The organism is Arthrobacter globiformis, from assembly GCF_030818015.1.
Lineage (GTDB): Bacteria > Actinomycetota > Actinomycetes > Actinomycetales > Micrococcaceae > Arthrobacter > Arthrobacter globiformis_C.
Genome location: NZ_JAUSZX010000001.1, coordinates 1476461 through 1503233 on the forward strand (window position 1 = coordinate 1476461; position 26773 = coordinate 1503233).

Annotated in this window: 22 protein-coding genes; 8 read left to right on the plus strand and 14 right to left on the minus strand. The window is 66.6% G+C overall.

Features of this window, described 5'->3' with window-relative positions; genetic code table 11:
- The first annotated feature begins 256 nt into the window (after positions 1 to 256).
- Positions 257 to 1129, plus strand: coding sequence for a PRC and DUF2382 domain-containing protein (locus QFZ23_RS06850; protein ID WP_306921549.1), 873 nt, complete (start codon positions 257 to 259; stop codon positions 1127 to 1129).
- A gap of 103 nt (positions 1130 to 1232) precedes the next feature.
- On the plus strand, positions 1233 to 1958 hold the full coding sequence (locus QFZ23_RS06855) for a MarR family winged helix-turn-helix transcriptional regulator (protein ID WP_306921551.1): 726 nt from the start codon (positions 1233 to 1235) through the stop codon (positions 1956 to 1958).
- A gap of 134 nt (positions 1959 to 2092) precedes the next feature.
- Here QFZ23_RS06855 and QFZ23_RS06860 read toward each other — a convergent pair whose 3' ends face one another.
- On the minus strand, positions 2093 to 2302 hold the full coding sequence (locus tag QFZ23_RS06860; RefSeq protein WP_306921552.1) for a hypothetical protein: 210 nt from the start codon (positions 2300 to 2302) through the stop codon (positions 2093 to 2095).
- Between the two features lie 89 nt (positions 2303 to 2391).
- A complete protein-coding gene (locus QFZ23_RS06865) occupies positions 2392 to 3552 on the minus strand; it encodes a hypothetical protein (RefSeq protein ID WP_306921555.1) in 1161 nt (386 codons plus the stop codon).
- A 128-nt stretch (positions 3553 to 3680) separates the two neighbouring features.
- Here QFZ23_RS06865 and QFZ23_RS06870 point away from each other — a divergent pair, with 128 nt between their 5' ends.
- Positions 3681 to 3863, plus strand: a complete 183-nt coding sequence (locus tag QFZ23_RS06870) for a hypothetical protein (RefSeq protein ID WP_306921557.1) — start codon at positions 3681 to 3683, stop codon at positions 3861 to 3863.
- A gap of 290 nt (positions 3864 to 4153) precedes the next feature.
- On the opposite strand, the gene QFZ23_RS06875 is transcribed toward QFZ23_RS06870, so the two are convergent.
- Positions 4154 to 4549, minus strand: a complete 396-nt coding sequence (locus tag QFZ23_RS06875; RefSeq protein ID WP_306921558.1) for a DUF4383 domain-containing protein — start codon at positions 4547 to 4549, stop codon at positions 4154 to 4156.
- A 241-nt stretch (positions 4550 to 4790) separates the two neighbouring features.
- Between QFZ23_RS06875 and QFZ23_RS06880 the strand changes: the two genes are divergently transcribed.
- Positions 4791 to 6110: a cell division protein PerM gene (locus tag QFZ23_RS06880; protein ID WP_306921560.1), complete on the plus strand. Its 1320-nt coding sequence runs from the start codon at positions 4791 to 4793 to the stop codon at positions 6108 to 6110.
- Between the two features lie 19 nt (positions 6111 to 6129).
- On the opposite strand, the gene QFZ23_RS06885 is transcribed toward QFZ23_RS06880, so the two are convergent.
- Positions 6130 to 6573, minus strand: coding sequence for a hypothetical protein (locus QFZ23_RS06885; RefSeq protein WP_306921562.1), 444 nt, complete (start codon positions 6571 to 6573; stop codon positions 6130 to 6132).
- A gap of 39 nt (positions 6574 to 6612) precedes the next feature.
- Between QFZ23_RS06885 and purN the strand changes: the two genes are divergently transcribed.
- Positions 6613 to 7200: a phosphoribosylglycinamide formyltransferase gene (gene purN, locus QFZ23_RS06890; RefSeq protein WP_306921564.1), complete on the plus strand. Its 588-nt coding sequence runs from the start codon at positions 6613 to 6615 to the stop codon at positions 7198 to 7200.
- A gap of 290 nt (positions 7201 to 7490) precedes the next feature.
- Here the strand turns inward: purN and QFZ23_RS06895 are convergent, their stop codons facing one another.
- On the minus strand, positions 7491 to 8843 hold the full coding sequence (locus tag QFZ23_RS06895) for an MFS transporter (RefSeq protein WP_306921566.1): 1353 nt from the start codon (positions 8841 to 8843) through the stop codon (positions 7491 to 7493).
- Between the two features lie 194 nt (positions 8844 to 9037).
- On the opposite strand from QFZ23_RS06895, the gene purH reads away from it, so the two are divergent.
- Positions 9038 to 10708, plus strand: coding sequence for a bifunctional phosphoribosylaminoimidazolecarboxamide formyltransferase/IMP cyclohydrolase (gene purH / locus QFZ23_RS06900; protein ID WP_306921568.1), 1671 nt, complete (start codon positions 9038 to 9040; stop codon positions 10706 to 10708).
- 352 nt (positions 10709 to 11060) lie between these two features.
- On the opposite strand, the gene QFZ23_RS06905 is transcribed toward purH, so the two are convergent.
- Positions 11061 to 12062 (minus strand): trypsin-like serine peptidase, encoded by a 1002-nt coding sequence (locus QFZ23_RS06905; RefSeq protein WP_306921570.1) that lies wholly within the window; start codon positions 12060 to 12062, stop codon positions 11061 to 11063.
- A 373-nt stretch (positions 12063 to 12435) separates the two neighbouring features.
- On the opposite strand from QFZ23_RS06905, the gene QFZ23_RS06910 reads away from it, so the two are divergent.
- On the plus strand, positions 12436 to 14655 hold the full coding sequence (locus tag QFZ23_RS06910; protein WP_306921572.1) for an NADP-dependent isocitrate dehydrogenase: 2220 nt from the start codon (positions 12436 to 12438) through the stop codon (positions 14653 to 14655).
- Between the two features lie 130 nt (positions 14656 to 14785).
- Here the strand turns inward: QFZ23_RS06910 and QFZ23_RS06915 are convergent, their stop codons facing one another.
- Positions 14786 to 15622 carry an SRPBCC family protein gene (locus QFZ23_RS06915; RefSeq protein ID WP_306921574.1) on the minus strand — a complete coding sequence of 279 codons (837 nt, stop codon included), beginning with the start codon at positions 15620 to 15622 and terminating at the stop codon, positions 14786 to 14788.
- 272 nt (positions 15623 to 15894) lie between these two features.
- Between QFZ23_RS06915 and QFZ23_RS06920 the strand changes: the two genes are divergently transcribed.
- Positions 15895 to 18111 (plus strand): catalase, encoded by a 2217-nt coding sequence (locus QFZ23_RS06920; protein WP_306921576.1) that lies wholly within the window; start codon positions 15895 to 15897, stop codon positions 18109 to 18111.
- A gap of 87 nt (positions 18112 to 18198) precedes the next feature.
- Here the strand turns inward: QFZ23_RS06920 and QFZ23_RS06925 are convergent, their stop codons facing one another.
- The 7 genes from QFZ23_RS06925 to QFZ23_RS06955 all read right to left on the minus strand — a co-directional run bounded on the left by QFZ23_RS06925 (position 18199) and on the right by QFZ23_RS06955 (position 26717).
- Complete coding sequence (locus QFZ23_RS06925; protein ID WP_306921577.1) at positions 18199 to 18723, minus strand: mucin-associated surface protein; 525 nt, start codon at positions 18721 to 18723, stop codon at positions 18199 to 18201.
- The gene (locus QFZ23_RS06930; protein WP_306921578.1) at positions 18720 to 19961 is read right to left on the minus strand and encodes a serine/threonine-protein kinase; all 1242 of its coding nucleotides are present in this window, start codon (positions 19959 to 19961) and stop codon (positions 18720 to 18722) included. The genes QFZ23_RS06925 and QFZ23_RS06930 overlap by 4 nt, the downstream gene beginning before the upstream one ends.
- A 220-nt stretch (positions 19962 to 20181) precedes the next feature.
- Positions 20182 to 21945, minus strand: a complete 1764-nt coding sequence (locus QFZ23_RS06935) for a hypothetical protein (protein WP_306921579.1) — start codon at positions 21943 to 21945, stop codon at positions 20182 to 20184.
- A gap of 87 nt (positions 21946 to 22032) precedes the next feature.
- A complete protein-coding gene (locus tag QFZ23_RS06940; RefSeq protein ID WP_306921581.1) occupies positions 22033 to 22851 on the minus strand; it encodes a hypothetical protein in 819 nt (272 codons plus the stop codon).
- Positions 22852 to 23348: 497 nt separating this feature from the next.
- Entirely contained in the window at positions 23349 to 24419 is a 1071-nt protein-coding gene (locus QFZ23_RS06945; protein WP_306921582.1) for a Gfo/Idh/MocA family protein, read from the minus strand.
- Positions 24420 to 24543: 124 nt separating this feature from the next.
- The gene (locus QFZ23_RS06950) at positions 24544 to 25251 is read right to left on the minus strand and encodes an ABC transporter ATP-binding protein (protein ID WP_306921584.1); all 708 of its coding nucleotides are present in this window, start codon (positions 25249 to 25251) and stop codon (positions 24544 to 24546) included.
- A 2-nt stretch (positions 25252 to 25253) separates the two neighbouring features.
- Positions 25254 to 26717, minus strand: coding sequence for an ABC transporter permease (locus QFZ23_RS06955; RefSeq protein WP_306921586.1), 1464 nt, complete (start codon positions 26715 to 26717; stop codon positions 25254 to 25256).
- Positions 26718 to 26773: the final 56 nt, after the last annotated feature.

Genomic DNA, 26773 nt, shown 5'->3' on the forward strand with positions numbered 1-26773 from the left:
GAGCTTGCCGCGTGCCCCCTGGGTGGGGACCCCAAGAAAAAAGCTAAGTAGGCTTGCCAATCTGATAGTAAGCATGCTTAGGGTATAGGTGTGAGGTCGGATTGCCGGTCTCGGCCGCGACGGCGGATTGCCCTGGCAGGTGCGGCAGATGCCGTTCCAGGGCGGCGACAGTGTGTCCTAACCTGCCGCTGCGCCGTCGTCGGCCTCAGCGTGTACAGCCAAATGTGAATACGAAGTCAAACTCCAAGGAGACAGCATGCTCACCAAGGAACACATCGACGGCCTGCTCAACAAGAAGGGGAACATCCTCTCCGCAGACGGAGACAAGATTGGTTCCCTCGGCCAGGTGTATGCGGATGATGACAACGGACAGCCCACGTGGGTGACGGCACGGACTGGCCTTTTCGGGAACCATGAGTCGTTCATTCCGCTCGAGGGGGCACGGCTTGAGGGATCCGACATTGTTGTCCCTTACAGCAAGGACCAGATCAAGGACGCACCACGCGTGGACGCTGAGGGCCACCTTGATCCGTCAGAAGAGGACCGGCTCTACGAGCACTACCAGCTAAACGGCAACGTCACCTATTCCGAGGCTGCGAACGGGCGCCGCGCCGACTCCAGCCGGACGGCCGACCAGTCCGCTGCCGGCCTTTCCGCCACCGAGCGGGATGCGGGGTTCGCTGCCGCAGGGAGCGGTGGAACTTACAGCGCTCCGGATGACAGGTTCGAACGTGATACGTCCGGACTCGCCGATGGCGACGCCATGACGCGTTCGGAGGAACGCCTGAATGTTGGTACAGAAAGGCAGGCTGCCGGCCGGGCCCGTCTGCGCAAGTATGTGGTGACCGAAAACGTGACCCAGACAGTTCCCGTGCAGCGCGAGGAAGTACGGCTGGAGCGTGAACCGATCACCGAAGGAAACCAGGACGAGGCGCTGAGGGGACGGCACATCAGCGAAGCAGAACACGAGGTGGTGCTCCACGAGGAACGTCCCGTGGTGGACAAGGAAACTGTTCCCGTCGAGCGGGTCAGGCTGGACACGGAAACCGTCACGGACGAAGTGACGGTGGATGAACAGGTCCGCAAGGAGCGCATTGAGACCGACGGCGTAGAGGACACCCGCCGTTAACGTGCCTAACGCCAGGGCCGGGTTACCGGCCCCGGCGTTGTCGGCGTGTTGGGCTGGCGGTGTTGTCAGCACGGGCTCAAAGGGGAAAGAAGGGTTTAAACCGATGGTCCCGAATCCTGACGCGGAGCAGTGGGGGCCTCACCAGCTGCTGTCCATGGCCGCCAGGCTTGTCCAGCGCAGGCAGGACCAGGCTTTGGCTGAACTCGGCCTCACGCACGCCGCAGTCATCGCGCTGCAGGGCCTCCTGGACGGTCCGCTGAACCAGGAAGAGTTGGCCGCTGCCATCAAGGTTCGCAGCCAGTCCATTGGCCGTGTGCTTTCGAGGCTCGAGGGTGCCGGGCTTGTGGTTCGGGAATCCCGTTCGCAGGACAGGCGGCACAACGAGGTATCCATTACGGAGGCAGGCCGTCAGGCATTGGAGGCGGCACGGAAAGCTGAGCACGAAGCGCTGCCTCCTGATGTCGTTGCGGGCACCGCCCTGGGCCAGGAGTTGGCGCGTGTCATCAGCTACTTTCCCGGCCGCAGCAAGGTCGGCTCGACCAAGAACGAGAATCCGGCCGCCGTCGTCGACGACCCAGCCGCGGACGACACCGCCGAGGCGGAATCTCCTGCAGCCGGTGCGCCGGCAGAGGGTGCGAGGCCCACAGAAGGTGCGAAGCCCACAGAAGTTGCGCAGGCGGCTTCGGGCGAGGCCACGTCTGGGGAACCTGCCTTGCGGACGCCGGCCTCTGACGCAGATGAGGCCGGACAGGAAGATACGCCGCCGCCGGGGGACCGTGCCGGAACACGCCAGAAGCGAAATGGAAGGGGCGATCCCAGCCCCGAGTAGGCGCCTTGGGCGGGTGTTTCGGTCATTGAGGGAGGATAAGTGTCGCCGCGCCGCGCGCGGCGACACCTATCCTGGTTGGCGCATGCTGGTCCAGGCGCAGGGCCGGACCGTACTTCAGCTTCGCTGGGGCATTCCTAGCTTCGCTGTTGCATCGGGTCCGGCCAGTTGCCGATGAGGCCGGACATAGGGTCGGGCCAGTTGCCGATCCGGCCGCGCATGGGGTCGGGCCAGTTTCCGATCCGGCCGCGCATGGGGTCGGGCCAGTTTCCGATCCGGCCGCCAAGGGCGCCGGACTGGGGACGGGACGGACGAGGGGCAGCAGACAGCGGGGCGTGCGTAGACATGACATATTCTCCTGACTGAACTGATGGTCCTTGCGCAGGGTTGCGCAGGTGGTCGTTTCTGCCCGCATTTGAGGGCAGAGTTGACCTGTTCAGTCGGGGGAAGACCCCGGCCCGGAGGCTGGGCTGGCAGGAAGGTTCGGGGTGGCATCGAACATCCGGGCGCCGGCAAGCAGAGGGGTCCGGTCCCAATCTCCCGCCACTTCGGCGGCCTGGGCGCCGAAGCCTTCGGAGCCTCCGGAGGAGTTCCCCCACGTTCCCTCGCTCGCGGCAAAGGCCGGGAGGTGACCGTCGCGGGGCAACGTATCAATGTGAAGTTTGTGGGTTGCGGGGCTGGCGGCTGCCGGCTCTCGCCGCTGGGACGTGGTCATCTGCAGCTGCGCAAGCGTGAGGCCCGCGCCTGCGAGCGGCAGACCACCGCCCGTAGCCGGCATGGCCGGGAGGATCGTCCCGGCACTTGCTGCCGGCAGGATCCGGCCGGTCTTTGGAGTGTTCGTCCCCTGCGTGATGCCCGACGGCGAAACGGCATGTGGCGGTACAGCGAGATCTGGTGGGCTGTCCGCGGCGCCGGGAACCGGCGCCGGCGGCCTGACAGCCGGTACATGGACTCCGGCCGGATCCAGCACCGGCACCGAAGGAACACGCACCGAGGGAACCGGCACCGAAGAAACCGACACCGACGGGACACGCAGGGAAGGACGCGGTAGCGAATGAATGACCGGGACAGCAGGCGTTAGCGGCAGTTGCCGCACCGACGATGGGATGTCTTCCGCGGCCGTAACCAAGCTGTCTGCCTTGTGGAGCACCGGAGCCGCAGCGGTGGTCACGGTGCTGACCGCCGTCGGCGCGTCCTTGATCAAAGTGCCGGCTGTGTCCGCGGTTGCGCCGACGGCAGTCGTCACAGGCTTGGCGACCGTTCTCGGGACGCTGGGGGCCGCCGGCAGGGCAGGAACGGCCGGCAGCAACTTTGCCGCTGGGGTCAGGTGGGAAGCCGCAGGAGCCAGCGGAGCAGACACCACAGATTCCGCAATGGCCGTAATGGGCGCCGTGCTGAGGGAACCAGTGTTGAGGGAACCGCCGTGGGGGGAACCAGTGTCCAGGGAACCGGTGCCAACCGGACCAGCCGTCACGGAGTCCCCGGGAGCTGCCTCAGCCGACGCTGCGCCCCAGGTGATCCACGCGAGAACCAGGAGAGCGGGCAGCAGGAGGGCACGCAGAACGGCAGCTTTGACATAGCGCAAGCTGTTGCCCATCCGAATCACCCCCCAGCGCGGTGGGAGATCAGGATATGCCTATCGCCCAGATACGTCCAGAGGAAAAAAATTCGCGCACGGTCGGACAGGGGGAACGCTCTAGAATTGAAGTAGAAGGTGCCTTAGGGATGTCTGGATCCATCGTCGTCGTCCTTGTGCTGCTGGCTGTGATTGCCGTCATCGCCATTGCTGCCACGGTGGTGGCAGTCCTGCGCGACGGGCGCGGCGAAGTCCGCATCGAACCGTCGGAGGAACCCTGGACCGCCGGGAATCTGCCCAGCGAGCCCTACGCGCAGATCCGCTTCAAATAGCCGTCACCGCAGAGAAGTTCCCGGCAGCGGCCCCCGATCCCATACTGACGGCGTGGGAACCTTCCTGCTGTTCGGCACGGCAGCCGGGTTCGGACTCTCCCCTGCATGATTCCTGAAGGTCAGTCCAGTTCTGGCTGAAACAGCCCATTCCCGGGCATTAAGGATGCGGACACAAAGCTGGTGCAGCCGCCCACGACTTGCGTGGCCGCCTGCACCAACCGGTAGTACGAATACTCAGATTAGATATCTACTCATTCGCGGCTCCTAGTTCCCGGCGTTCGCGTTCCGGGCTATTTCCTGTCCTCGACCGAATGCCGTGAAAACATCCAGCCGGCGGCAATCATCAGTACACCAGCCACCATCATGGTCCAGTTGTCCGTCATGTTCAGCGACAGGAAATTGGCCGCCGAATCCACTCCGACACTGAGCCCATAGATGCTGAGAATGATGTAGAGGGCACCGGCGCCCATGAGGAACCTGCGGGCACCCATTTCACTGCGGGACATGGCCCAACCGGTTCCGCCGATAACCAGTTGCACAATGTTGAGCAGCATGGATACCTGGAACAGGCCTAGGAACATGGCGTGCGAATCGGGCCCTAGGAACATAAGTTCGCCATACCGGGCGGTAATGCCCGGGATGAACCCCAGCACACCGATCACCAACGCGACAATACCAACACCCATGCCAGCGTTCTGGACGTCAGTCCTGCCAAAGTGAACGCCGTGTGCATGTGGGGATGCGGTAGTCATTTTCTGCCTCCAACCACTGAATGCGGACAAGCTAATTTTACGTCGGGCCCTCCGAAAAAGCGCCCGCCGTCGAGCCTGCCGTGTACCGGCGCAGGCCCATGTTCGTCCGACTTCTCGTGGTGTTAAGCCTGTCGAAACGGGGCGCGCCGGGTCCCGCATGGCACGATGGGAGGCGATGAAACTGCGTGCTGACCAGACCGGAGACCGTGGCCTACCCATGCCCCTGTGGCTGCAGGGCGGGCTCGAATCCGCGCAGGCGGCCATCATTTCCGCGCTGGTGGTCATCGCCCCCATCGTTGCGGTGTGGGCGACCTCGGGTTTCGGGAGCGCCGGCTTCGATGTCCTGGCCCGGCTGGCCGGCCAGGCCTGGCTGGTCATCCACGGGGTACCCCTGTACCTCACCACCGTGGGGGAGGGAGCTGCCGCGAGGCCGGAGACCGGCATGTTGTCGCTGCTTCCGCTGGGCCTCACACTCATACCGTTTCTGCTCGCCTGGCGGGCGGGCAGGCGCCTTGCCCGGGCGTCGTACACGGACCAGCTGTGGCAGGCGCTCCTCGGTTCATGGCTGGTCTACGCGGGTTTTGGCATCGCAACTGGATTCATTTGCCGGACCGAGGACGTTGAGGTTTTCCTGTGGTGGGCTGGACTCCTTCCCTTGGTTCCGTTCGGCCTCGGGATGGTGATCGGCGCCCGGCGGGAGGCCGGTTCATGGAGCCGGCTGATCGGCGTCGACGCAGTGGACTGGATCGCCCGCACGAGCCAGCATTCGCGGTGGGCGGGGTCGTATCTGGCGTCGGCAGCGAAGGCGGGCTTCGTGGCTGTCCTCGCGGCGCTCGCCATCTCCTCGGCGTTGCTGGCCGTGGATCTTTTCATCCACTGGAACCTTGTGGTGGCGGTCTATGAAGCGCTCGACGCCGGACCCGTAGGGGGCGCGGCCCTCACCATTGCGCAGCTCGGCTTCCTGCCCAACCTCGCTGTCTTCGCGCTCGCGTGGCTGACCGGCTCCGGATTCGCGCTCGGCGCAGGCTCCCAGGTGGGCCCGCTGGGAACCGCCGTGGGACCGCTGCCCACTATCCCCGTTTTTGCTGCGATCCCTTCCGGTCGGCTCGATTTCGGGCCGGTGGCGCTGGTGGTTCCCGTGCTCGCCGGAGTCCTGGCTGGGTGGTGGTTCCTGCGCGAAGGTGAAAACCACTTCGATGAGTGGCTGTCCATCAAACTCCGCGTCCGCTGGCTGACCGCCGCCGGATCCACGCTGTTCCTGGCGCTGATCGTCGGGGCCGCTGCCGGCGTGCTGGCCGCAGCCCTCGCCTGGCTGGCGCGCGGCTCAGCCGGCATCGGCCGCCTCTCGGATATCGGGCCTGACCCGTTGTGGACGGCAGTCTGGCTGGCAGCGGAAGTGGGGATCGGCGTCGTAATTGGCTACGCAGCGGGACCGTGGCTGGAACGCCGGCAACTGCGGGACGCCGAGCTGGGGACTGCCCCGAGCAGCAAATAGTCTTCCGCCCCGGGCGGCCCTAGCGCACGGGCTGCTTGAGCGGACCGGGCAGCGAGTTCTCCAGCTGGACCCGGCATTCCGTGCTTGCCTTGCTAGTCAGCGCCTGGCGGGAGCACTGCTGGAAGTCGCGCACCGGGTTGAAGAACAGCGCCGAGGTCAGGACCAGGAGAACCATGACGGCGGAAACCACCAGGCCGGAGATGGTGCCGAACAGCACCAGTTTGGATTCCTTGAACCGGATGGCCCGAATGAGCACGATGATCCCCAGCGCGATGCCCGCCGCCGTCAGAATGGCCGTAAGCCAGAGGTAGGTGATGTCCAGCTGGAACACGAAGAAGGCGCCCAGCACAGCCACGATGAACATGCGGAACAGTGTGTGCGTCTTCTGGAGCGAAGCTTTGGCTTCCTCGCTGAGCGGACGCGCGGTCCGCTGCGGCCCTTGGGGGCCCGGGGTGGGGTTCATGTTTTCCAGCCTACGCGAGCAGCCGCCTAAGCTTGAGCAATGCGCATAGTAGTCCTCGTCTCCGGAACCGGTTCCAACCTCCAGGCCGTCATTGACGCCGTTCAGGCCGGAGACCTGGATGTTGAGATCGCCGCGGTGGGCGCGGACCGCCCGGGAACCTACGGCGTGGAGCGGTCTGCTGCTGCCGGGATTGAGACGTTCGTGGTGGACTTCAAGGCCTATCCGGACCGTGCGGAATGGAACGCCGCGCTGACGGAAGCCGTGGCCGCGTACCAGCCGGATGTGGTGGTGTCCTCCGGCTTCATGCGGATCGTGAGCCCCGAATTCATCGACGCGTTCGACGGAAAGTACCTCAACACGCACCCCGCCCTGCTGCCGTCCTTCCCCGGCGCCCACGGAGTCCGTGACGCCATAGCCTACGGCGTGAAGGTCACCGGCTGCACCGTGCACTGGGCCGACGCCGGCGTGGACACGGGGCCCATCATCGCGCAGGAGGCGGTGGCCGTCGAGGACGGCGACACCGAGGAGACCCTGCACGAACGGATCAAAGTGGCGGAGCGCCGGCTCCTGGTCTCCACTCTGGCGTCCCTCGCGGCAAAGCACGCCGCCGCCCGGGCCCCGAAGTAGCCAGCCCCGCCGGTCCGCAGCTCCCAACTAGCTCGCCTTAGTACGAAGGAGAGGGCCGCTCCGAGGCTGCACAGATCGTCCGGGACATCGCCCGCGAGGAGGACTACAGCCGTGCGGGCTGGCTGCTTATCAGGAACTCCAAGCGCCACATGCAGCACACGCAGTGCCCGCCGTAGCGAAAGTCCGGGACGCGCTACTCAGCAGGGGCTGGTCACCCAAGTGACCCGCAGTTGTTGTCGTTTTGAGGCGTCAAAACGACAACTATTGCGAGTCAGTTGGGAGGAGAAGGGCTATTCGAGGCGGCGCTGGCGGGTTTCGGGGGAGAAGAACGCCATCCACAGCACGGACAGGACCACCAGGCCGCCGGCGAGGGCAAAGGAGGTGGCGAGCCCCAGCTGCGGCCAGAAGTAATTCGCGAAGATGAGCGGGCCGAAGCCTGCCCCCAGCCGCGAGAATGTCGAAGCCCAGCCGAAGCCGCTGCCCCGCAGTTCCGTGGGGTACAGCTCGGAAACGTACGCGTAGAGCACCGGGATGGCCACCTGCACCACAAACCCGAACACCAGCAGCCAGAACACCGCCGCCGTGGGCACATCCACCACGAACGCCACCACCACCAGGATCAGCGCGGACAGCGGCCCCGTGATGGCCAGCAGCCACTTGCGGCCCACGCGTTCCACGAGCAGCGCGGCCGCGATCACGCCAAGAAGCCCGACGGCGGCCATCCCCGCCGTCGTCAGGAACGCCTTGTATTCGGCGAACCCGGCGCCGATCAGGATCCGCGGCATCCAGGTCAGGGACAGGTAGTAGACCAGCAGGATGCTCATGAACAGGGCCCAGGCGGCGGCGGTAATCTTCCAATTGAACTGCCAGACCCCACGCAGCTGCTCCCACGCGCTGCCGGCGGAAAGCCGGGCCACGGCCTGCGGCTCGGGCAGGCTGTAGGCCCGGGGCTCCGCACCGGTGGCCTCGACCAGGCCGTCAATCACCCGGGCCGCTTCGTCGCGGCGGCCCTTGCGGATCAGGAACAGCGGCGACTCGGGAACGCTGCGCCGGACCCAGAACACCAGCAGGGCAGGCAGCACCATGACGAGCATGGTCAGGCGCCAGTCGGCAAACGCGGCCACGAGCCAGGCGGACACGAACCCGCAGAGAGCAGCCCCCACAGGCCACCAGCCGTCCATGGCGGTGAGGACCCTGCCGCGCTGCCGGCGCGGCGTGAACTCACCCACCAGTGCGTAGTCCACCGGAATGCAGCCGCCCAGGCCGAATCCGGCCATGAAGCGGAACACGCAGAACCAGAGGAAGTCGGGGGAGAAGGCGCCGAGCACCGTGAATAGCGAGAAGATCAGCAGCGTGGCCGTGAAGGCCTTCCTTCGCCCGATGGTGTCCGCGATGGTGCCCCAGATGAAGGCACCCAGTGCCATGCCGATCAGGTTGGCGGTGCCGATCCAGCCCGCCTCGCCAGGCGTGAGGCTCCAGTGGGTGGACAGCAAAGGAATGAGGATGCCGTTGAGGGTGACGTCCCAGGCGTCGAACATGAATCCCAGGCCGCCGATCACGAAGATGCGGCCCTGCACTCTCCAGCGCCACGGCAGCTCCTGGACTACCTGCTCGCCACTGGGCACAGCGGTGTAAATGTTCATCTCGGCCTCCTGCTTAAACCTTACGTTGCGGAAGTCGCCGCGGAGCGCCGGGCCGCAACCCGGGGGAGCGCCGGGGCTTCAAGCCCCGCCTTCACACTGGGGCCGCCAGCGGGAGGGGGCCCGTCGACACGATAAACTGGCCGTATCCCCACCAACCGCGGCACATCAATCGCGAGATAAAGACGGAGACTTTTGTGAGCTTGACGCAGCTTGACCGTGTTCCCATCCGCCGGGCCCTGATCTCGGTATACGACAAGACCGGTCTGGAGGAGCTCGCCAAGGGCCTGCACGCAGCAGGCGTCAAAATTGTTTCCACCGGCTCGACCGCCAAGAAGATCGCCGAGGCCGGCATTCCGGTCCAGGAAGTCGAAGAGGTCACCGGTTCCCCCGAGATGCTGGACGGCCGGGTCAAGACCCTGCATCCGCGCGTCCACGGCGGCATCCTCGCCGACCGCCGGGTCCCCGCCCACATGGAGACCCTCGCCAAGATGGAGATCGAAGCCTTCGACCTCGTCGTGGTGAATCTCTACCCGTTCGTGGAGACGGTCAAGTCCGGCGCCGCCCAGGACGACGTCGTGGAGCAGATCGACATCGGAGGCCCCGCCATGGTGCGCTCCGCCGCGAAGAACCACGCCGCCGTCGCCATTGTGGTGGACCCGACGTTCTACGGCGACGTGGTCCGCGCCGCCGCCGAGGGTGGCTTCGACCTCAAGACCCGCCGCCGGCTCGCCGCGAAGGCGTTCGCGCACACCGCCACCTACGACACCGCCGTAGCCACCTGGACCGCCAGCCAGTTCCGCGACGAGGACGGCGACGGCGTCATCGACTGGCCCGCCTACGCCGGCCTCGCCCTGGAACGCTCCGAGGTGCTGCGCTACGGCGAGAACCCGCACCAGCAGGCAGCGCTGTACGTCGACAAGGCAGCCCCCGCGGGCATCGCCCAGGCCGACCAGATCCATGGCAAGGCCATGAGCTACAACAACTTCGTGGACGCCGACGCAGCACTCCGCGCCGCCTACGACTTCGCCGAGCCCGCCGTGGCCATCATCAAGCACGCCAACCCCTGTGGTGTGGCAGTGGCGTCCCCTGACGCTGCGGACCCGATCGCCGATGCCCATGCCAAGGCACACGCTTGCGACCCCGTCTCCGCCTTCGGCGGCGTCATCGCGGCCAACCGCACGGTCACCGCCGGCATGGCCCAGACCGTGGCCGGCATCTTCACCGAAGTGGTCATTGCCCCCGGATTCGACCCCGAGGCCGTGGAGATCCTCTCCAAGAAGAAGAACATCCGCCTGCTGGCCCTGCCCGAAGGGTACGGCCGCTACCCGGCCGAAATCCGCCAGGTCTCCGGCGGCGTGCTGGTGCAGATCACCGACAAGGTGGACGCCGACGGCGACAACCCCGCCAACTGGACCCTCGCAGCCGGTGAGGCAGCTGACGACGCCACGCTGGCCGACCTCGCCTTCGCCTGGACCGCCTGCCGCGCGGCCAAGTCCAATGCGATCCTGCTCGCCTCGAACGGCGCCGCAGTGGGCATCGGTATGGGGCAGGTCAACCGCCTGGACTCCTGCAGGCTTGCCGTCGAACGGGCCAACACGCTGGGTGTGCAGGTTGAGTCCGACGTCGACGGTGCCGGCGGCGCCACTAACGTCGATTCGGCCGGCGCTCCCGCCCGTGCCCGCGGCGCGGTGGCTGCCTCCGACGCGTTCTTCCCGTTTGCCGACGGCCTGCAGATCCTGATCGACGCCGGTGTGCGGGCCGTGGTGCAGCCTGGCGGCTCGGTCCGTGACGAGGAAGTCGTCGCCGCAGCCAACGCTGCGGGCATCACCATGTACTTCACCGGCGCCCGCCACTTCTTCCACTAGTCCCCACCGCCTCCCTAGCCTCGCTTCGCTCGGCCAGGGAACCCGGGCGGCGTGGGCCCAGCGCCTCCCTAGCCTCGCTTCGCTCGGCCAGGGAACCCGGGCGGCGTGGGCCCAGCAAAGCTTCCGGAAGCAAAGCCCGACGGCGGCTGCCCCCTTAAGGGGACGGCCGCCGTCGGGCTTTAACTTGGGTTACTTTCCTTCGGCTTGGGGCTCCCTATCCTCCGGATCTGGCAACCGGATGTTCCGGGGGTGCGCTTCGGCCATCCGTTCCGGGGTCCAGTAGGCCAGGATCTCCTCGGGCGCCTGGCTGACGCTGTGGCTCACCACATCGCCAGCAGAGCCCGCATCAGCATCATTTCCTCTGTGCACTGTCGTAGACCTTCATGATGGTCGAGCCCCAGAATGGCCCGAACATCGTGGTGGAACTCGTTCCGTAGCCGTAGCTGTTGACGGAGTTCTGGAAGCCGTCCGCCCGGCTTGCAGCGTCCGTGTCGCCTTGGGCAAACCACGGGCCGCCCGAGGAGCCGCCCGTCATGTCGCACGAAATGCCCTGGGAGTTGAACTGCGGGTTGATGGTGTCATTCCTGGCCGTGCCCGAGCAGCTGACCAGGGTCTGGCCGGTGAACGGGGGCGTGGCCGGGTAGCCAAATGACTTGTACGTCAGGCCGCGGGGTTGGTTGAATTCCACTCCGGACGCCCCCACCACGTCGGCCAGGGACTTGCCTCCCACCCGGGCAACCACGGCGAAGCCTGTGTCGTAGCGGATGTCGCCGCCGGAGGTCCAGTTCCGTGCGGCGTGCAGCGACCGGGCCGGCCACTGGCCGTACGGGGCCGTCCCGTTGATGTATCCGGGAACGAAGACCCAGTTGGTGGCGAAGGCGCCGGGCCCCTCATTGACGCAGTGGCCGGCGGTGGCCACGAGGCTCCTGTTCCGGGCGGCGACCGAGTTGCCGGAGCAAACGTAGTTGATTCCGGCGAGGGTGAAGAAGACCTTGCCGATGTGTTTCACCGGGGCCTCATTTGCATGCAGGGCAGTGGTGACCGGGGTCTGCGCGGCGGCGCCGGCAAATCTCGTTGGGGCTCCCGACTCCACGGCAGCATCGGACGAGGGGCCTTTGCTGTCCTGCCGGGCCACGGCCTTGGCGGCCAGCACGTCACCGGGAAGGGCGGCACGCATGCGCTGGGGTGTCCAGTAGCCCTGCGGGCTGGACACGGGGGTGCTTGCGACCTGTAGTTGGGTCAAGTCCTGCGACGTTGCAGAAGAGGCTGTTGCGCCGCCGATGGCGCTCACAGCCAGAAGCAGACCTGTGGAGAGGCTCAGAAGGCTGCCGGTCAAAGTCTTTTTGCTTGTCATTGCGGTCCTACCTATCAGGTGGGGCGGGCCCCGGGAGGCACGCCGGGAGACTGATTGACCTACCCGGGGATGACAAGCTCGGTTAGTGACGATTCAAGTTTTGTTTGCCAGGTAGGGGTGTGCTGATCTGCCCCTGCCGCAAGGGGTTCCATCTGAGTTCAGCCGCCGAAGCGGTATTCGTTTATGAGAGAAAGATTAGGACTCCTGCGCGCCGGGGACAATGGATAGTGTGGCGGAACACACAGAAACGGGGTCACGCAAGTGTATCCGGCCGTCCGGGTAAGGTTCATCCGGTTCACCTCGGGTAAGTTAAAGGATGGTGAAATAGACCGGAATACCAGATACAAGCCGACCTTCAGGGAGACGCCCGAGCATGGCCAAAATTATCTATACCCACACCGACGAAGCGCCGATGCTGGCCACATATTCGTTCCTGCCGATCATCGAGGCGTTCGCGTCCACGGCAGGTGTGCAGGTGGAGACCCGCGACATTTCGCTGGCCGGCCGCATCATCGCCGTCTTCGGCGACTACCTCACTGAAGAGCAGCGCATCGGCGACGCCCTGGCTGAACTGGGTGACCTGGCGAAGAAGCCGGAAGCCAACATCATCAAGCTGCCCAACATCAGCGCATCCGTGCCGCAGCTGAAGGCCGCCATTGCCGAGCTCCAGTCCCAGGGCTACAAGCTGCCGGACTACCCGGACAACCCCACGTCCGACGAAGAAACCGCCATCCGCTCCCGCTACGACAAGATCAAGGGCTCCGCCGTGAACCCGGTCCTGCGTGAAGGCAACTCGGACCGCCGCGCGCCCCTGTCGGTCAAGAACTACGCCCGCCAGAACCCGCACTCCATGGGTGCCTGGACCCCCGAGTCCAAGACCAACGTTGCACACATGGACGCCAACGACTTCCGCTCCAACGAAAAGTCCGTGGTCGTCCCGGCCGACGGCACCATCGAAATCCAGCTGGTCCGCGAGGACGGCACGGTCAAGGTCCTGAAGAAGGCCTTCCCGGTCCTCGCCGGTGAAGTCATCGACGGCACCGTGATGCGCGCCGCGGCCCTGGACGAGTTCCTGGCAGCACAGGTAGCCCGCGCCAAGGAAGAGGGCGTGCTCTTCTCCGCACACCTGAAGGCCACCATGATGAAGGTCTCCGACCCCATCATCTTCGGCCACGTGGTCAAGGCTTACTTCTCCGAGCTGTTCGACACCTACGGTAAGCAGCTCGCCGCAGCCGGACTCAGCCCCAACAACGGCCTCGCCTCCATCCTCAACGGACTGGACGAGCTGCCCGAGGACGTCCGCGAGGGCGTCCAGGCCGCCATCAAGAAGGGCCTCGAAGAAGGCCCCGCGATCGCCATGGTCGACTCCGACAAGGGCATCACCAACCTGCACGTCCCCAGCGACGTCATCGTGGACGCCTCCATGCCCGCCATGATCCGCACCTCCGGCCACATGTGGGGCCCGGACGGCAAGGAAGCCGACACCCTGGCAGTCCTCCCGGACAGCTCCTACGCCGGCATCTACCAGGTTGTCATCGACGACTGCCGCGCCAACGGCGCGTTCGACCCCACCACCATGGGCACCGTCCCGAACGTCGGCCTCATGGCCCAGGCCGCCGAGGAATACGGCAGCCACGACAAGACCTTCGAGGCCCAGGTCCCCGGCAAAATCCAGGTGGTCGACGGCTCGGGCAACGTCCTGATCGAACACGAAGTTGCCCCGGGTGACATCTGGCGAGCCTGCCAGACCAAGGACCTGCCCATCCGCGACTGGGTGAAGCTGGCCGTGAACCGCGCCCGCGCCTCCCAGACCCCCGCTGTGTTCTGGCTCGACGAGACCCGCGCGCACGACGCCAAGCTCATTGAGAAGGTCCGCGAATACCTGCAGGAGCACGACACCGAGGGCCTGCAGATCGAAATCCTGTCCCCGGTGAAGGCCACCGCCTTCACCCTGGAGCGCATCCGCAAGGGCGAGGACACCATCTCCGTCACCGGCAACGTGCTCCGCGACTACCTGACGGACCTGTTCCCGATCCTGGAACTGGGCACCAGCGCCAAGATGCTGTCCATCGTTCCGCTGATAAACGGCGGCGGCCTCTTCGAGACCGGTGCCGGCGGCTCCGCCCCGAAGCACGTCCAGCAGCTGCTGAAGGAAAACCACCTGCGCTGGGACAGCCTGGGTGAATTCCTGGCACTGGCCGTCAGTTTCGAGCACCTGGCCAACACCACGGACAACGCCCGCGCCCAGATCCTCGCCGACACCCTGGACCGCGCCACCGGCACGTTCCTGCTGGAGAACAAGTCCCCGAGCCGCAAGGCCGGCGAGATCGACAACCGGGGCAGCCACTACTACCTGGCCCAGTACTGGGCACAGGAACTCGCCAAGCAGACCGAGGACGCAGAGCTGGCAGCCTCGTTCGCAGCTGTCGCCGACGCGCTGACCTCCAACGAGGAAGCTATCGTTTCCGAACTGCTGGGTGCCCAGGGCCATCCGGTGGACATCGGTGGCTACTACCGCCCGGACGCCGAGAAGGCTGCTGCCGTCATGCGGCCGTCCGCCACGCTCAACAAGATCGTCGCCAGCCTGAGCTAGGTCTCCGGTCCGCGGCTGAGCTGCCGAGCCAAGCACAAGGAGCGCCCCGCCACTCGTCTGAGTGGCGGGGCGCTTTCGTGCTTGCCGGCACTGCCGGCCTGGACCTGGAGCTACCGGTCGGGACGATGCACTACCGGTCGGGGATATCGTCGCGGCGTGTGTCCGTGTGCCGGGTTTCGGTCCGCGGCTCACCTGTGTCGTTGTCTCCGTAGGGGGTGTCAACCGCCATGTCAGGGTCCGCGTCTACCGGCCGTTCTGTTGCCGCGGCGTCGTAGGCGTCTCCCGACTCGTAGCTGCGGCCCGGGACCGCGTCCATGCCGGCACCCTCTGAGTAGCCGGTGCTTGCGCCCGGGTCGCCGTTGCCTCCTGCTGCTGTTGCCCCCATGCCGACGCCCGCCGCTCCGGCTCCGACGCCGCCAGCCGTTGTTGCGGGACCGGGCGTTCCAGCTCCGACGCCGGTGCCTGTGCCAACTCCCGCGCCGGCCGCCGTCGTACCGGCGTCACCTTCCACCTCGCCACCGCTCACGCTTTCACGCCAGGCGCCGGTTTCCGTATCGCGTTCCTCGATGAATTTCTTGAACTTCCTCAGGTCTGAGGCGACCTGCCGGGAATCAAGCCCGGTGGCCGCGCCAAGCTTCTCCACTGCCGATTCAGGCTCCCAGGTCAGCTCGACGTTCACCTTGGTTTCGTTGTCGCCCAGGGACTCAAACCAAACGGTGCCTGCGTTGCGCGGCTCGTTCAGGCTCTCCCAAGTGACGCGCTGGTCCGGCTCCTGGACGGTGATCTGGGCGTCGTACTCACGCTTCACACCCGCAATGCTGGTTTCGAAATGGACAGTGGTGTCATCGAGCTGACGGACTGCGTCCACGCCGCTCATGAAATTGGGAAAATCCTCAAACTGGGTCCATTGGTTGTAGGCCTGGCGTACGGGAACATCGACAGTGATCGATTCCTGAACAGTTGCCATGCTAGGTTCACTCCTTCAGCGTACGGGCGGATGGCCCGTGATTCTGATTGCCTTGTCCGGATGGAACACCTCCAAGGTAGCGGGAAGCACGCGGCATTTGAAGAGAGAAACTAAGGCTGCTGACTATGAAGCTCGGAACGCTCAAATGACGGCCCGCGGTTGTGGGTTACCAGCGGCTTTCGTAGGGTACTAAGCAGGCTTATCTTTTGGTCGGGCGCCCAGCGCCAACGGCCGAGTCCGGTTAGGCCACCGCTTCGGAAAGGATCCTCCCTGTGCCAGAAGAATCAGCAATCAACATTCCGGGAGCACCGGCAGGCGAGCAACCCGCCGTCGTCGAACCCACCACCCCGCGGGAACCGTTGCCGCCCAAGCCGGACCAGCAGGGGCCGGAAGCAGTGTCCCCGACGGGTAGCCCGACGGGTGCGCCCGAACACTCCCGGGCGCAGTCCGGCCAGTACCTGACCACCGCGCAGGGGCTCCGGTTGGCCGACACAGACCACTCGCTGAAGGCCGGGCCGCGGGGGCCGATCCTGCTCCAGGACCACCACCTCCGGGAGAAGATCACCCACTTCGACCACGAGAGGATTCCGGAGCGCGTGGTGCACGCCCGGGGCGCCGGCGCCCACGGAGTGTTCCGTTCGTACGGCACGGCCGCCAACATCACCCGGGCAGGCTTCCTCGCCAAGGACGTGGAAACGCCCGTGTTCGTCAGGTTCTCCACGGTCCTCGGTTCGCGCGGCTCCGCTGACACCGTCCGCGACACCCGCGGGTTCTCCACCAAGTTCTACACCGACGAGGGCACCTACGACCTGGTGGGCAACAACATCCCGGTGTTCTTCATCCAGGACGGGATCAAGTTCCCGGACATCGTGCACGCCGCAAAACCGCATCCGGACCGCGAGATCCCGCAGGCCCAGAGCGCCCACGACACGTTCTGGGATTTTGTGTCCCTGCACACCGAGGCGCAGGCGCACACCATGTGGAACATGTCCGACCGGGGCATCCCGCGTTCGTACCGCACCATGGAAGGCTTCGGCGTCCACACCTTCCGCCTGGTTAACGCCGAGGGCGCCACGACGCTCGTCAAGTTCCACTGGAAGCCGAAGCAGGGCGTGCATTCCCTGGTCTGGGAGGAGGCCCAGATCATCAACGGCATGGATCCGGACTTCCACCGGCGGGACCTGGCCGACGCGATCGAGGCCGGCGCCTACCCGGAATGGGAGCTGGGCATCCAGACGTTCCCGGACACCGAGGACCAGATGTTCGAAGGGATCGACCTGCTGGATCCCACGAAGTTTGTGCCCGAGGAGCTGGCCCCCGTCCAGCCGATCGGGCTGATGACGCTCAACGCCAACCCGGTCAACTACTTCGCCGAGACGGAGCAGGTGGCCTTCCACCCCGGCCACCTCGTACCGGGCATTGACGTCACCAACGATCCGCTGCTGCAGGTCAGGCTGTTCTCCTACCTGGACACCCAGATTTCGCGCCTGGGCGGGCCAAACTTCGCTCAGATCCCCATCAACCGGCCCCAGGCCCCGGTGAACGACATGCTGCGCGACGGCATGCACCAGACCGCAGTGCACGCCGGGGTGGCGCCCTACCGGCCCAATTCCCTCGACGGCGGCTGCCCGTTCAAGGCCGGCGCAGACCTCGGGGCGTTCGTCGATGTCCCGGAAGCCGTGGCGGAGGCCATCAAACAGCGGAAGAATCCGGCCTCCTTCGACGATCACTACAGCCAGCCCCGGCTGTTCTTCCGTAGCCTCACTCCCGTGGAGCAGGACCATGTGATCCAGGCCTACACGTTCGAGCTGGGCAAGTGCTACGAGAAGCCGGTCCGTGAGCGCCAGCTTCTAGCCCTGGCCAACATCGATGCCTCGCTGTGCGCCGCCGTGGCCCGCGGGCTGGGGATGCCCGCTCCCGAGGCCACCGAGGACGTGCCGGACGCCCAGCCCAGCCCCGCCCTGTCCCAGCTGGGGAAGACCTGGCCGGTCGCAGGCCGCGTCGTCGGGATCGTGGCGGACGAGTCCAGTGACCTCGAGGCCGTCCGGGACGCCCGCAAGGCGCTCGACGACGCCGGCATCGTTCCGCTGGTGATCGCACCGTCCGGCGGGACGCTCGGGGGAGAGGCCGACGGCGGGATCCCGGTTCAGCGGACCTACCTCACCGCCCGCTCCACCGAGTTCGATGCCGTCATCGTGGCAGGATCCGGGGCGCCGGCGGACGACGCCGAACAGGGGCTGGACGCGAAAGCCGGGGCTCCCGGTGCTTCGCTTGATCCGCGGGTCGTGCTGCTGCTGTCAGAGGCCTTCCGCCATGCCAAGGCCATCGGGGCGTGGGGATCGGGCTCCGCCGGTGTGGATGCGGCGAGCATCCGGGACGACGCGGCAGGCGTGGTGCTGGGTGACAGTGCCGTGCAGGTGGTTCCGCAGATCCAGGAGCTGCTGGCCGCCCACCGGGCGTGGGAGCGTTTCCCGGCAGCGGCTTCCTGACGGGCGGAGGTTCCTGAAGAGCGGATCTTCCTGAAGGGCGGAGAAGCGTCCTGAGGGTTCGAAGAACAAGGACTGGTCCCGGCGGGGCTAGTCCTTGTTCTTGCCCGAACCCTTGTCCTTGTTCCCCTCCGAGCTGCCCTTGCCCGAGTTGTCCTGCTTTCCAGTGTTCGCGGGAGCCGGCGCAGGGGCGGGAACCGGGACCGGGACTACTGCAGCCGGCGCAGTCGTCGGTGAAGGCTTCGGGGCTGCCGTGTCCTTCGCGGCGGCAGCTTGAGCAGCAGCGTTCTTGGCTGCCTGCGCTGCCGTGAGGTCGGCCCGCACGGAGTTGATGGCCGCCGTGATGCTCCGGTGGCGTTTGAAGGAAACCTGCCCGGCGGCCGCCGCAGCATCTAGCTCAGAGGAGAGACTGCCCAGCGACTTCAGCGCGGCGGCGGGGTTGTTTCCCGCAGCGGACCTGGTGACCTCAAGAACCCGCTCCTGAAGGTTTGCAGCCGCGTCCGTCTCGAGCTCCGGGGCGGCGCCCGCGCAGCCTCCCAGTGCGGCTGCCAACGTGAACCCCGTGAGGACGGTCACCGCCCGGCGCCACGCGGCCGGTGCCTGGCCTGGGGTCATGGTTCGACGCTCCTTTGCAGCTCCACGAGATGGTCACCCAGGGTGCCGCTCACGCTGGGGTAAGGGACGACGTCGGGCGTTTCAGGTGAGTTGGCGGCGACGGTCACCGCGGCGGCTCCGCCCAGCAGGGCTGCCGCCGCGAGGGCGGCGCCAATACGGAAACGCCGGCGCCTCTTCGCGCCGGCGGGCCGGCCGTTCGGGCCTGTTGGTGTCCCATGCTCTGGTCTCTTGGCTGCTGTTTTGGCGGTGGACTCCGTCTCAGGAAACCCCGACGTCGCAGAAAGCCCGGATGTCTCAGACGGACCCGGCAGAATAATCGACGGCGGCCGGGACGGAAGCGTGGGGAGTACGCGGGTGTGCTCCTCGGCCAGGTCTGCGGGAGCGGATTCCGGTGAAACGAGGGCATGCCGGAGAGCCACTTCCAGGTCCGCGGCGGACGGCCGCTCCAGCGGTTCGAGGGCAGTCATGGAAGCCAGCAGGTGCTGCCATTCCGTGGGCAGGTCGCCAGGGATTTCCGGGGCACGGTGCAGCCGCGCCACCGCCGACTCCACCGCGCTGCCCGGGTACTCAACGGTGCCCGTGATGCACTCCAACAGCACGAGGCCCAGCGAATAGATGTCCGACGCGGGCGAAAGCGGCGAGCCCATGGCCTGCTCGGGGCTCAGGTACGCTGCCGTGCCCACCATGGTGCCGGTGGCCGTCAGGCGGGTGCCGTCCACGATCCGGGCAATGCCGAAGTCTGTCAGTTTGGGCCGCACCGGCTCGCCGGGGCGTACCTGGATCAGGAGGATGTTGGCGGGCTTGATGTCGCGGTGGATGATGCCCAGCCCGTGAACGTAGGCGAGGGCATCGGCGACCCCGGCGCCGACGACGGACAGCTCGTCGAGCGGAACGCGGCTGTGCCGGATGCGGCTGCGCAGGTCCTGGCCCTCCACGAGTTCCATGGTCAGGAAGGGCCGGGGCTGGTCCGGCACGCGGGTATCCACGCCGGCGTCGAAAAGGGTGACAAGGCTGGGATGGTTCAGGGTTGCCAGGAGCCGGATCTCGGCTTCCTGCCTTTTGAGTTCATCGGCATCTGCGGCTTGGGGGGCAAAGAGCTTCAGGGCCACATCCCGGCCCAGGTTCTGGTCCCTGGCCGTATAGACCGACGACATGCCGCCGCGGCCGATCACTTCACCCAGCCGGTAGCGCCCGCCCAGTACATCCGTAGTCACCCCGCTGGGCGATTCTTCTAACACGTTGCCGTCCTTATCAGCTCTGGCTCGGTGTTAAGGATAATACGTGTACTTAGTAATTAAGGCCGCTGGCTGTCCGGTTGGCCGGTTGGGGCGGAAGCCGGAGGGCGCCCGGGCGGGGGCACGGCTTCGCCGGCGGCCCGGCATCCGGAAGTCCAGAGGACTGCCGTGATGCGGACCGCCGACGAAGGGCGGTTATTCCTGTCCGGTCAGGAACCGGGTGTTAGGCCTTTTTCCTGCGGATCACCAGCAGCGCGCCGACGGCGAGCAGGACCAAGGCGAGCGGCAGCAGCCCAGCGTCGGTTCCGGTGTTGGCGAGCGTCTGTTGTGCGGTAGCCAAGTTTCCGTTGGCCATAGTTGCCGTGCTCTCCGGCGCGGAGACGCCCGTGGTCACCGAGCCCGCGGGCAGGATGGCGGCGCCGGCCGTGGTGGTCACGGTGCCAGCGCCCGTTGCGGCTCCGCCAGCGGCGGTGCCTGTGCCGGATCCGTTCCCGTCGGTTCCGGCGGTGCCTGTGCCAGTACCGTCAGTGGCAGTGCCATCAGTGCCCGTGCCGTCGGCTCCCGTTCCGGCTCCATCGGTACCGGTGCCATCCGTTCCGTCGCCGGGATCGGAGCCGTTGCCAGTTCCGTCGCCCGGATCGGAGCCGTTGCCAGTTCCGTCACCCGGATCAGTAGCGGGCGGCGTCGTGACAGTTCCTGCGCCAAATCCGATGCCGAGGTCGACACCCAGGTCCACGGACGCATCAGTTCCCGTGCCGAGCCCGAGGCCGACGGTGCCTTCCGCACCAGTTCCCAGGGAACCCGTGTTGCCGAGGTTGAGGTCGACGACGGCGGTCAGGTCGGCGGCAGGAGCAACGGTGTCCGTTCCCGTGCCGGTGTTGTTACCGAGGCTGATGTCGACGACGGCGTCGGCGAGGGTGCTATCGGTGCCATTTCCCAGGACGCCAGTGTTGCCGAGGTCAATGTCCGCGGCGGCTGCCACGTCGGCGGCGGGAACAGTGGTGCCCGTTCCCCCTCCGATGCCACCGAGGTTCACGTCCACGGCGGCAGCTACGTCGGTGGCGGGAGCGACAGTTCCGGTTCCGGCGCCGGTCCCACCAAGGTTGATGTCCGCGGCGGCTGTCACGTTGGCGGCGGGAACGTTAGTGTCGGTTCCTGTCACTGCGGTGTTGCCGAGGTTGATGTCCGCGGCGGCTGCCACGTTGGCGGCGGGAACGTTGGTGTCGGTTCCTGTCACTGCGGTGTTGCCGAGGTTGATGTCGACCGCTGCGGTGGCGTCGGCGGCGGGAGCTACGGTTCCGGTTCCGGCGCCGGTCCCACCAAGGTTGATGTCCGCGGCGGCTGCCACGTTGGCGGCGGGAACGTTGGTGTCGGTTCCTGTCACTGCGGTGTTGCCGAGGTTGATGTCGACCGCTGCGGTGGCGTCGGCGGCGGGAGCTACGGTTCCGGTTCCGGCGCCGGTCCCACCAAGGTTGATGTCCGCGGCGGCTGCCACGTTGGCGGCGGGAACGTTGGTGTCGGTTCCTGTCACTGCGGTGTTGCCGAGGTTGATGTCGACCGCTGCGGTGGCGTCGGCGGCGGGAGCTACGGTTCCGGTTCCGGCGCCGGTCCCACCAAGGTTGATGTCCGCGGCGGCTGCCACGTTGGCGGCGGGAACGTTGGTGTCGGTTCCTGTCACTGCGGTGTTGCCGAGGTTGACGTCGACCAGGGCGGTCGCGGCCGGTGCCACGGCGGCAGTGCTGCCGTTCGAGGTACCGGTGTTGAGGTCGAGGTCGGCATTAACGCTGACCGCGGAAGAATTCGACGGCGCTGGGCCACCCAGCAGACCCAGCGACGTCGAAGCATTGAGGTCCGCCGAAGCGGTTTCGGACGCGATGTTGACCCCGCCTGTAGCAGTGGTATCCGCGCTCGCCGCGGTTGCGCCGAGGGCTAGTAACCCTCCGGCAAAGAGGGTGCCTAATAGGCCCCTGCGAACTGTCTGGTGCATTGTGATGTCTCCTGAAAAGTTGTTGTCAGGTGCTCATGGCAACCTGATTGGCCGTGTGTCTGCCGCAGCGAGGCAGAAGAGGCCCAACTAGTCAGGAGAGGAGCCGGGGTCGTTGGCCACCGGCGAAGGAACATGCTGAAGAGGTCCGCTGACAGGGACAAAGCCCATGAGCGGCAGGTATTCAAAGGGGCTGTTCAGCCAGGCGGCGGAAGCCGAAGGGCCGCCGGAGGGCGTGCCACCACCCGAGCCTGAGGCGGGAGAGGGAAGCAGCGCCTCCGGCGACGACGTTCCGTCGCCACCGGATGGTGAGTCTCCGCCGGCAGGAACCTTCGGGGCAGACCCGATGGGGTTAGCGGCTTTCGGCGCAACAGCGTGGCTGAAATGAGCCGGGGATCCTGCGGCCGGTTGAACAGGCGGCGCGGACACCACAGAGGGCCCGGCCGCTATGCCAGGCGAGGCCCCTGGACTTGCGGAAATTTGTCCCGTTTCGGCGAAGCCAACTGCGGGTAGCCGTTCTGGATTCGCGACAATGCCCGTCACGACGTCCTTGGCGCGCGCCGTGATCGGTGCCGTCAGAGGAGGTGTCTGCGTCAGCACGTCACTGACCGGCTCGACGGGAAGCTCGACAGGAAGAGTCTCGGTCACCGGGCTCACGACGTCGGTTACTGGCTTCACGACCTCGGTAACTGGCTCAACAACCTCGGCGACCGGCGTCACAATAGTTTCGGCCGTGTCCGTCAGCGCTCCATCAGCAACGGAGGCGACGGGATCATTAACCCCAGCCAGGGTGTCGTCGGGAATCGCCCCGCCGAGAGCGGCGTTAACGGGCTCCACAATGTCCGCCACAACCGGGGCAACGACGGCCTCCGGTGTTGGCGCCGGTGGCGTGGAACGAGCGGGAACCACGGGTGGAGGCGCAACAACCGACGGCTGTGCGGCCGTGGCCGGCGCAAGTGTCCCCGGCAATGGTGCCGGGAGAGCTGCCGGATCGACGGCTGGAAGTGGCAGGGGCGCTACGGCTGGCGTTGGCTGAGCAGCGGCGCGGGCTTCAGGTGCCGTAGAGGAGACCAGCGCGCCAACGCTTCCCGCCACGCTGTCCGCGTTTCCTTTGATGGACGAGACAGCCGATGAAAGACTGTCGCCAAGGGAGTCAGACAGGTGTGGTGTGTCGGCGTTGCCGGCCGGGGCGGATACAGCCAGCCAGGCCACAGTGGCGGCGCCGGCCAAGAGAACCGCGCGCAAAGGGCGCAGCGCAGACCACGACAAAGCCGCATTGGTCATGCTTAACACCCCCAAGCTCACCGAACGAATCGACGATCGACTACAGCCTAAGCCTGCCCCAAAGTGAGAGTCCAGACCCGTGAGGATAATTCTTTCGATTCGATGAAGGCCGGAAGAGCTGCTCAGTGGGCGTCGTTGGGATACGCGACACCGAGCTGGGCACGCACGCCGTCGAACAGCCGCATCGTATTCAGCGAGTCCTCGAGGGGCATGACCGGGCTCTCGGTCAGGCCCTGCTGGATGCACCGGGTTACCTCACGAAGCTCGTACGTATAACCCCGGCCCGTCACCTCGAAGTGTTCCGTCCGCGGTGTCTCCTGCCCGATCCCCACCACCAGCTTCCTGGGGTTGTTGATCGAGCCGAGTGTCTGCAGATACCCAAGACTGCCGGCAACCGTCGCGGCGCGGGGGCCGTGGGCGAGTAGGGACGAGGTGAGCTGTGCCTGCGCGCCGTGGTGGTAACCCAGCGTGAGCGCATTCTGGGCGTCCACGCCGTCGTCGTTCAAAGTGCCCATGGCACTGACCGTCTGCGGGAAACCCAGGGTGCCGAGGGCCCACAACAGCGGGTAGACGGTGATGTCCAGAAGTGCGCCGCCGCCGTCCTGAACGGCCCAGAGCCTGGCGGTGGGGGAGTACGGCGCCGGGAAGCCGAGGTCTGCCGTGACCCACTGGACGGTTCCGAGCTCGCCGGAATGTGCGATCTCGAAAGCCCTCTGCATGCTGGGCAGGAAGCGGCTCCACACGGCTTCCATCAGGAACAGCTTCTTTTCGCGGGCTACGTCGATCAACTCGGCAGCCTCACGCGCATTGATGGTGAACGCCTTTTCGCAGAGCACATGCTTTCCCGCCCGAAGCGCAGCCAGCACCACACGGTGGTGCTGCGCGTGCGGCGTGGCCACGTAGACCACGTCCACCGAGTCGTCGGCGAGGAGCCGCTCATAGCCGTGCTGTCCGCCGTCGTCCCCGTACGCCACCGCGAAGCCGAACTCGCCAGCAAACGCGTCCGCGGTGTGTTGGGCGCGGGAGCTGACAGCATAGAGCTCCGCGTCCTCCAGCAGCGCCAGGTCCCGCGACGCCAGGGAAGCGATCCGGCCGGTGGCAATGACACCCCACCGCAGCGGTCGGCCCGTGGCGGCAAGGGGATCCTGGTTGGGCTGGCTGAAGAGCCACGGTTTGGCGATCGGTGACGTCATGACGCCATCCTCTCACCCCGGTGAGGAGGGCTCGGGTCAAAACCTGCGAAAGGTGAGGACGCATCGGCTGAAGCGTGCGGAACGTGCGGGAGGGTCTACGCCCTGCCCGCACCTTCCGTGCACACTACACCGCCGCCGGCTCCGCAGCGCGGTCGCGGATCGGCTCCTCCGTGAGCCTGCCCTGCTGCAGACGGAACCGCCGGTCCGTCTTGTTGGCGAGTGTGCGGTCGTGCGTGACCACGAGGATGGTGGTGTTGTGGTTGCGGCTGAGGGAGCTGAGCAGTTCTATGATGTGTTCGCCCGTCTGCTCATCGAGGTTGCCCGTGGGCTCGTCGGCGAGGATCAGCTTGGGCTCGTTGGCAAGGGCGCGGGCGATGGCCACGCGCTGCTGCTCGCCGCCGGAGAGGCGGTTGATGCGGCGGCCGTGCTTGTCCGGATCGAGCTGCACCTGTTCCAGCAGTGCCCGGGCCCGCTCGGCCCGGACGGACTTCTGCACCCCGGCGAACTCCATAGGCAGCATGACGTTGTCCAGCGCGGAGAGGTTGGGAACCAGGTTGAACTGCTGGAACACAAAGCCGATGTCCCGGCGCCGGTACTCGGTCAGCTTGCCGTCCGGCATGCCCGCCAGGCTCACCCCGTTGACGACGACGTCTCCGCTGGTGGGCTTGTCCAGCGCACCCAGGAGCGAAAGCAGCGTGCTTTTTCCGCTGCCGCTCTTGCCCACGATGGACGCGAGCGCGCCCTGCTCCAGCTCGAAGCTGACCCCATTGACCGGCTTGATGGTGCGGTCGCCGGACTTGAACGTGCGGACCAGATCCTTGACTTCAATCATGGCTATTCTCCTCGGAGGACTTCGATGGGGCGGATGCGGGCGGTGAGCAGGGCCGGAACCAGCGCGCCGATGATGGCGACGCCGAACACTGCCGCGATTCCGGCGGCAAGGATTTCGGGGGAAACGCTGGCGGTGACGGAGGTGAGCAGCTGGGAGGCGCCGCCGAACGGGCCGCCCTGGCCGCCCGGGAACCCGCCCGCCGCCCCGGCGAACCCGCCGCCGCGCTGGCCGGCGGGGGCCGCCGTCGTGCTTGTGCTGGAGCTGACCAGTGCGGAGACGATGCCGCCGCTGGCGAAGGAGGCGATGACGGCGCCCACCACGCTGCCGAGGGCCACGAGGACCAGGGCCTCGAGCACGAACTGGAGACCAATGGTGCGGTTGGGTGCGCCGATGGCCTTGAGTACGCCGATTTCGCGGCGGCGCTCGCGGACCAGCATGACCATGATCAGCAGGATGATCAGCCCCGCCGTGCCAAGTGCCGCGATGAACGCCACCATGGAGATGTTCTTGACGCTGTCCAGTGAGGTGACGGCGGTTTCGAGGTTGCGCTGGCCCTGGGTGACGTCGGCCTTGTCGGTGCCGAGCGCGTTCTGCAGTGCCGTCTTGGCGGCGCCGACGTGCTCCATGCTGTCTACCGTGACTATCATCGTGGACAGCTCGCCCGGCAGCTCGGCAAGGGTCTGGGCGGTGGGGAGTGTGACGTAGAGGGCGTTGTTGCCGAACGCGGTGCCGGCGTCGAACAAGCCGGCGACGGTGAAGGTCTTGCTGTTGATGGTGAAGGTGGAGCCCACCTTGAGGTTGTTCTTTTCAGCAAGGGTGGTGCCCAGCAGCGCCTTGGTGGACTCGGCCGTGTAGTCACCCAGGCCCGTGCCCGAGGTAAGTTCCAGCGCCTTGCCGGTGCTGTCGACCTCTGCCCCGGTACCGGTCGCCGTGATGGGAAGGGACCGCGCCGGCTGGGTGGTCCCGGTACTTCCCGTCGTCCCGGTGGTTCCGGAGCTGTTCTGGTTGCGCGCACCGAGCGTTCCGGCGTCGACTGCCGCGGTGAGGCTGGTGGTCAGCGTGGTGGTGGTCTGGCCGCCGGGGCCGCCCTGCCCGCCGCCCTGTCCGCTGGCACCCAGTCCGGCCTGGGTGCCGGCTGCTGCCTGCGCGGCGGCTTCGGTCGCGTTGCGCAGCCGCAGTGCCTTGGTTCCGACGACGGCGGTCACGTTCGGGACGTCCGCTGCGGTCGCCGCCTGCGCGGCGGTGAGCGGCTCGCCGCCGCCTTCGAAGCCCTGGCTGCCGGCCGGGTTCACCGTCAGCACGGTCCCCACGGAAGCGTTCAGCTCCTGGACTTTGGCGCTGACGGCCTGGTTGGCCACCAACATGGCCAAAGCCAGGCCAATGGCGACCGCCAGCACGGCCACAACCGCGGCTGTTCGGACCTTGTTTCTAAATGCATTGCCTACACTTCGGGCGAGGACGCTCACTGCACTCCTTGGGATCACATGCCGGGGGATTGGCCGGCTTCGGATCCCACACTGGT

Coding starts and splice junctions, on each gene's coding strand:
- QFZ23_RS06850 (WP_306921549.1), top strand. CDS start 257: ATGCTCACCAAGGAACACATCGACGGCCTGCTCAACAAGAAGGGGAAC.
- QFZ23_RS06855 (WP_306921551.1), top strand. CDS start 1,233: ATGGTCCCGAATCCTGACGCGGAGCAGTGGGGGCCTCACCAGCTGCTG.
- QFZ23_RS06860 (WP_306921552.1), bottom strand. CDS start 2,302: ATGTCTACGCACGCCCCGCTGTCTGCTGCCCCTCGTCCGTCCCGTCCC.
- QFZ23_RS06865 (WP_306921555.1), bottom strand. CDS start 3,552: ATGGGCAACAGCTTGCGCTATGTCAAAGCTGCCGTTCTGCGTGCCCTC.
- QFZ23_RS06870 (WP_306921557.1), top strand. CDS start 3,681: ATGTCTGGATCCATCGTCGTCGTCCTTGTGCTGCTGGCTGTGATTGCC.
- QFZ23_RS06875 (WP_306921558.1), bottom strand. CDS start 4,549: ATGGGTGTTGGTATTGTCGCGTTGGTGATCGGTGTGCTGGGGTTCATC.
- QFZ23_RS06880 (WP_306921560.1), top strand. CDS start 4,791: ATGAAACTGCGTGCTGACCAGACCGGAGACCGTGGCCTACCCATGCCC.
- QFZ23_RS06885 (WP_306921562.1), bottom strand. CDS start 6,573: ATGAACCCCACCCCGGGCCCCCAAGGGCCGCAGCGGACCGCGCGTCCG.
- purN (WP_306921564.1), top strand. CDS start 6,613: ATGCGCATAGTAGTCCTCGTCTCCGGAACCGGTTCCAACCTCCAGGCC.
- QFZ23_RS06895 (WP_306921566.1), bottom strand. CDS start 8,843: ATGAACATTTACACCGCTGTGCCCAGTGGCGAGCAGGTAGTCCAGGAG.
- QFZ23_RS06905 (WP_306921570.1), bottom strand. CDS start 12,062: ATGACAAGCAAAAAGACTTTGACCGGCAGCCTTCTGAGCCTCTCCACA.
- QFZ23_RS06910 (WP_306921572.1), top strand. CDS start 12,436: ATGGCCAAAATTATCTATACCCACACCGACGAAGCGCCGATGCTGGCC.
- QFZ23_RS06915 (WP_306921574.1), bottom strand. CDS start 15,622: ATGGCAACTGTTCAGGAATCGATCACTGTCGATGTTCCCGTACGCCAG.
- QFZ23_RS06925 (WP_306921577.1), bottom strand. CDS start 18,723: ATGACCCCAGGCCAGGCACCGGCCGCGTGGCGCCGGGCGGTGACCGTC.
- QFZ23_RS06935 (WP_306921579.1), bottom strand. CDS start 21,945: ATGCACCAGACAGTTCGCAGGGGCCTATTAGGCACCCTCTTTGCCGGA.
- QFZ23_RS06945 (WP_306921582.1), bottom strand. CDS start 24,419: ATGACGTCACCGATCGCCAAACCGTGGCTCTTCAGCCAGCCCAACCAG.
- QFZ23_RS06950 (WP_306921584.1), bottom strand. CDS start 25,251: ATGATTGAAGTCAAGGATCTGGTCCGCACGTTCAAGTCCGGCGACCGC.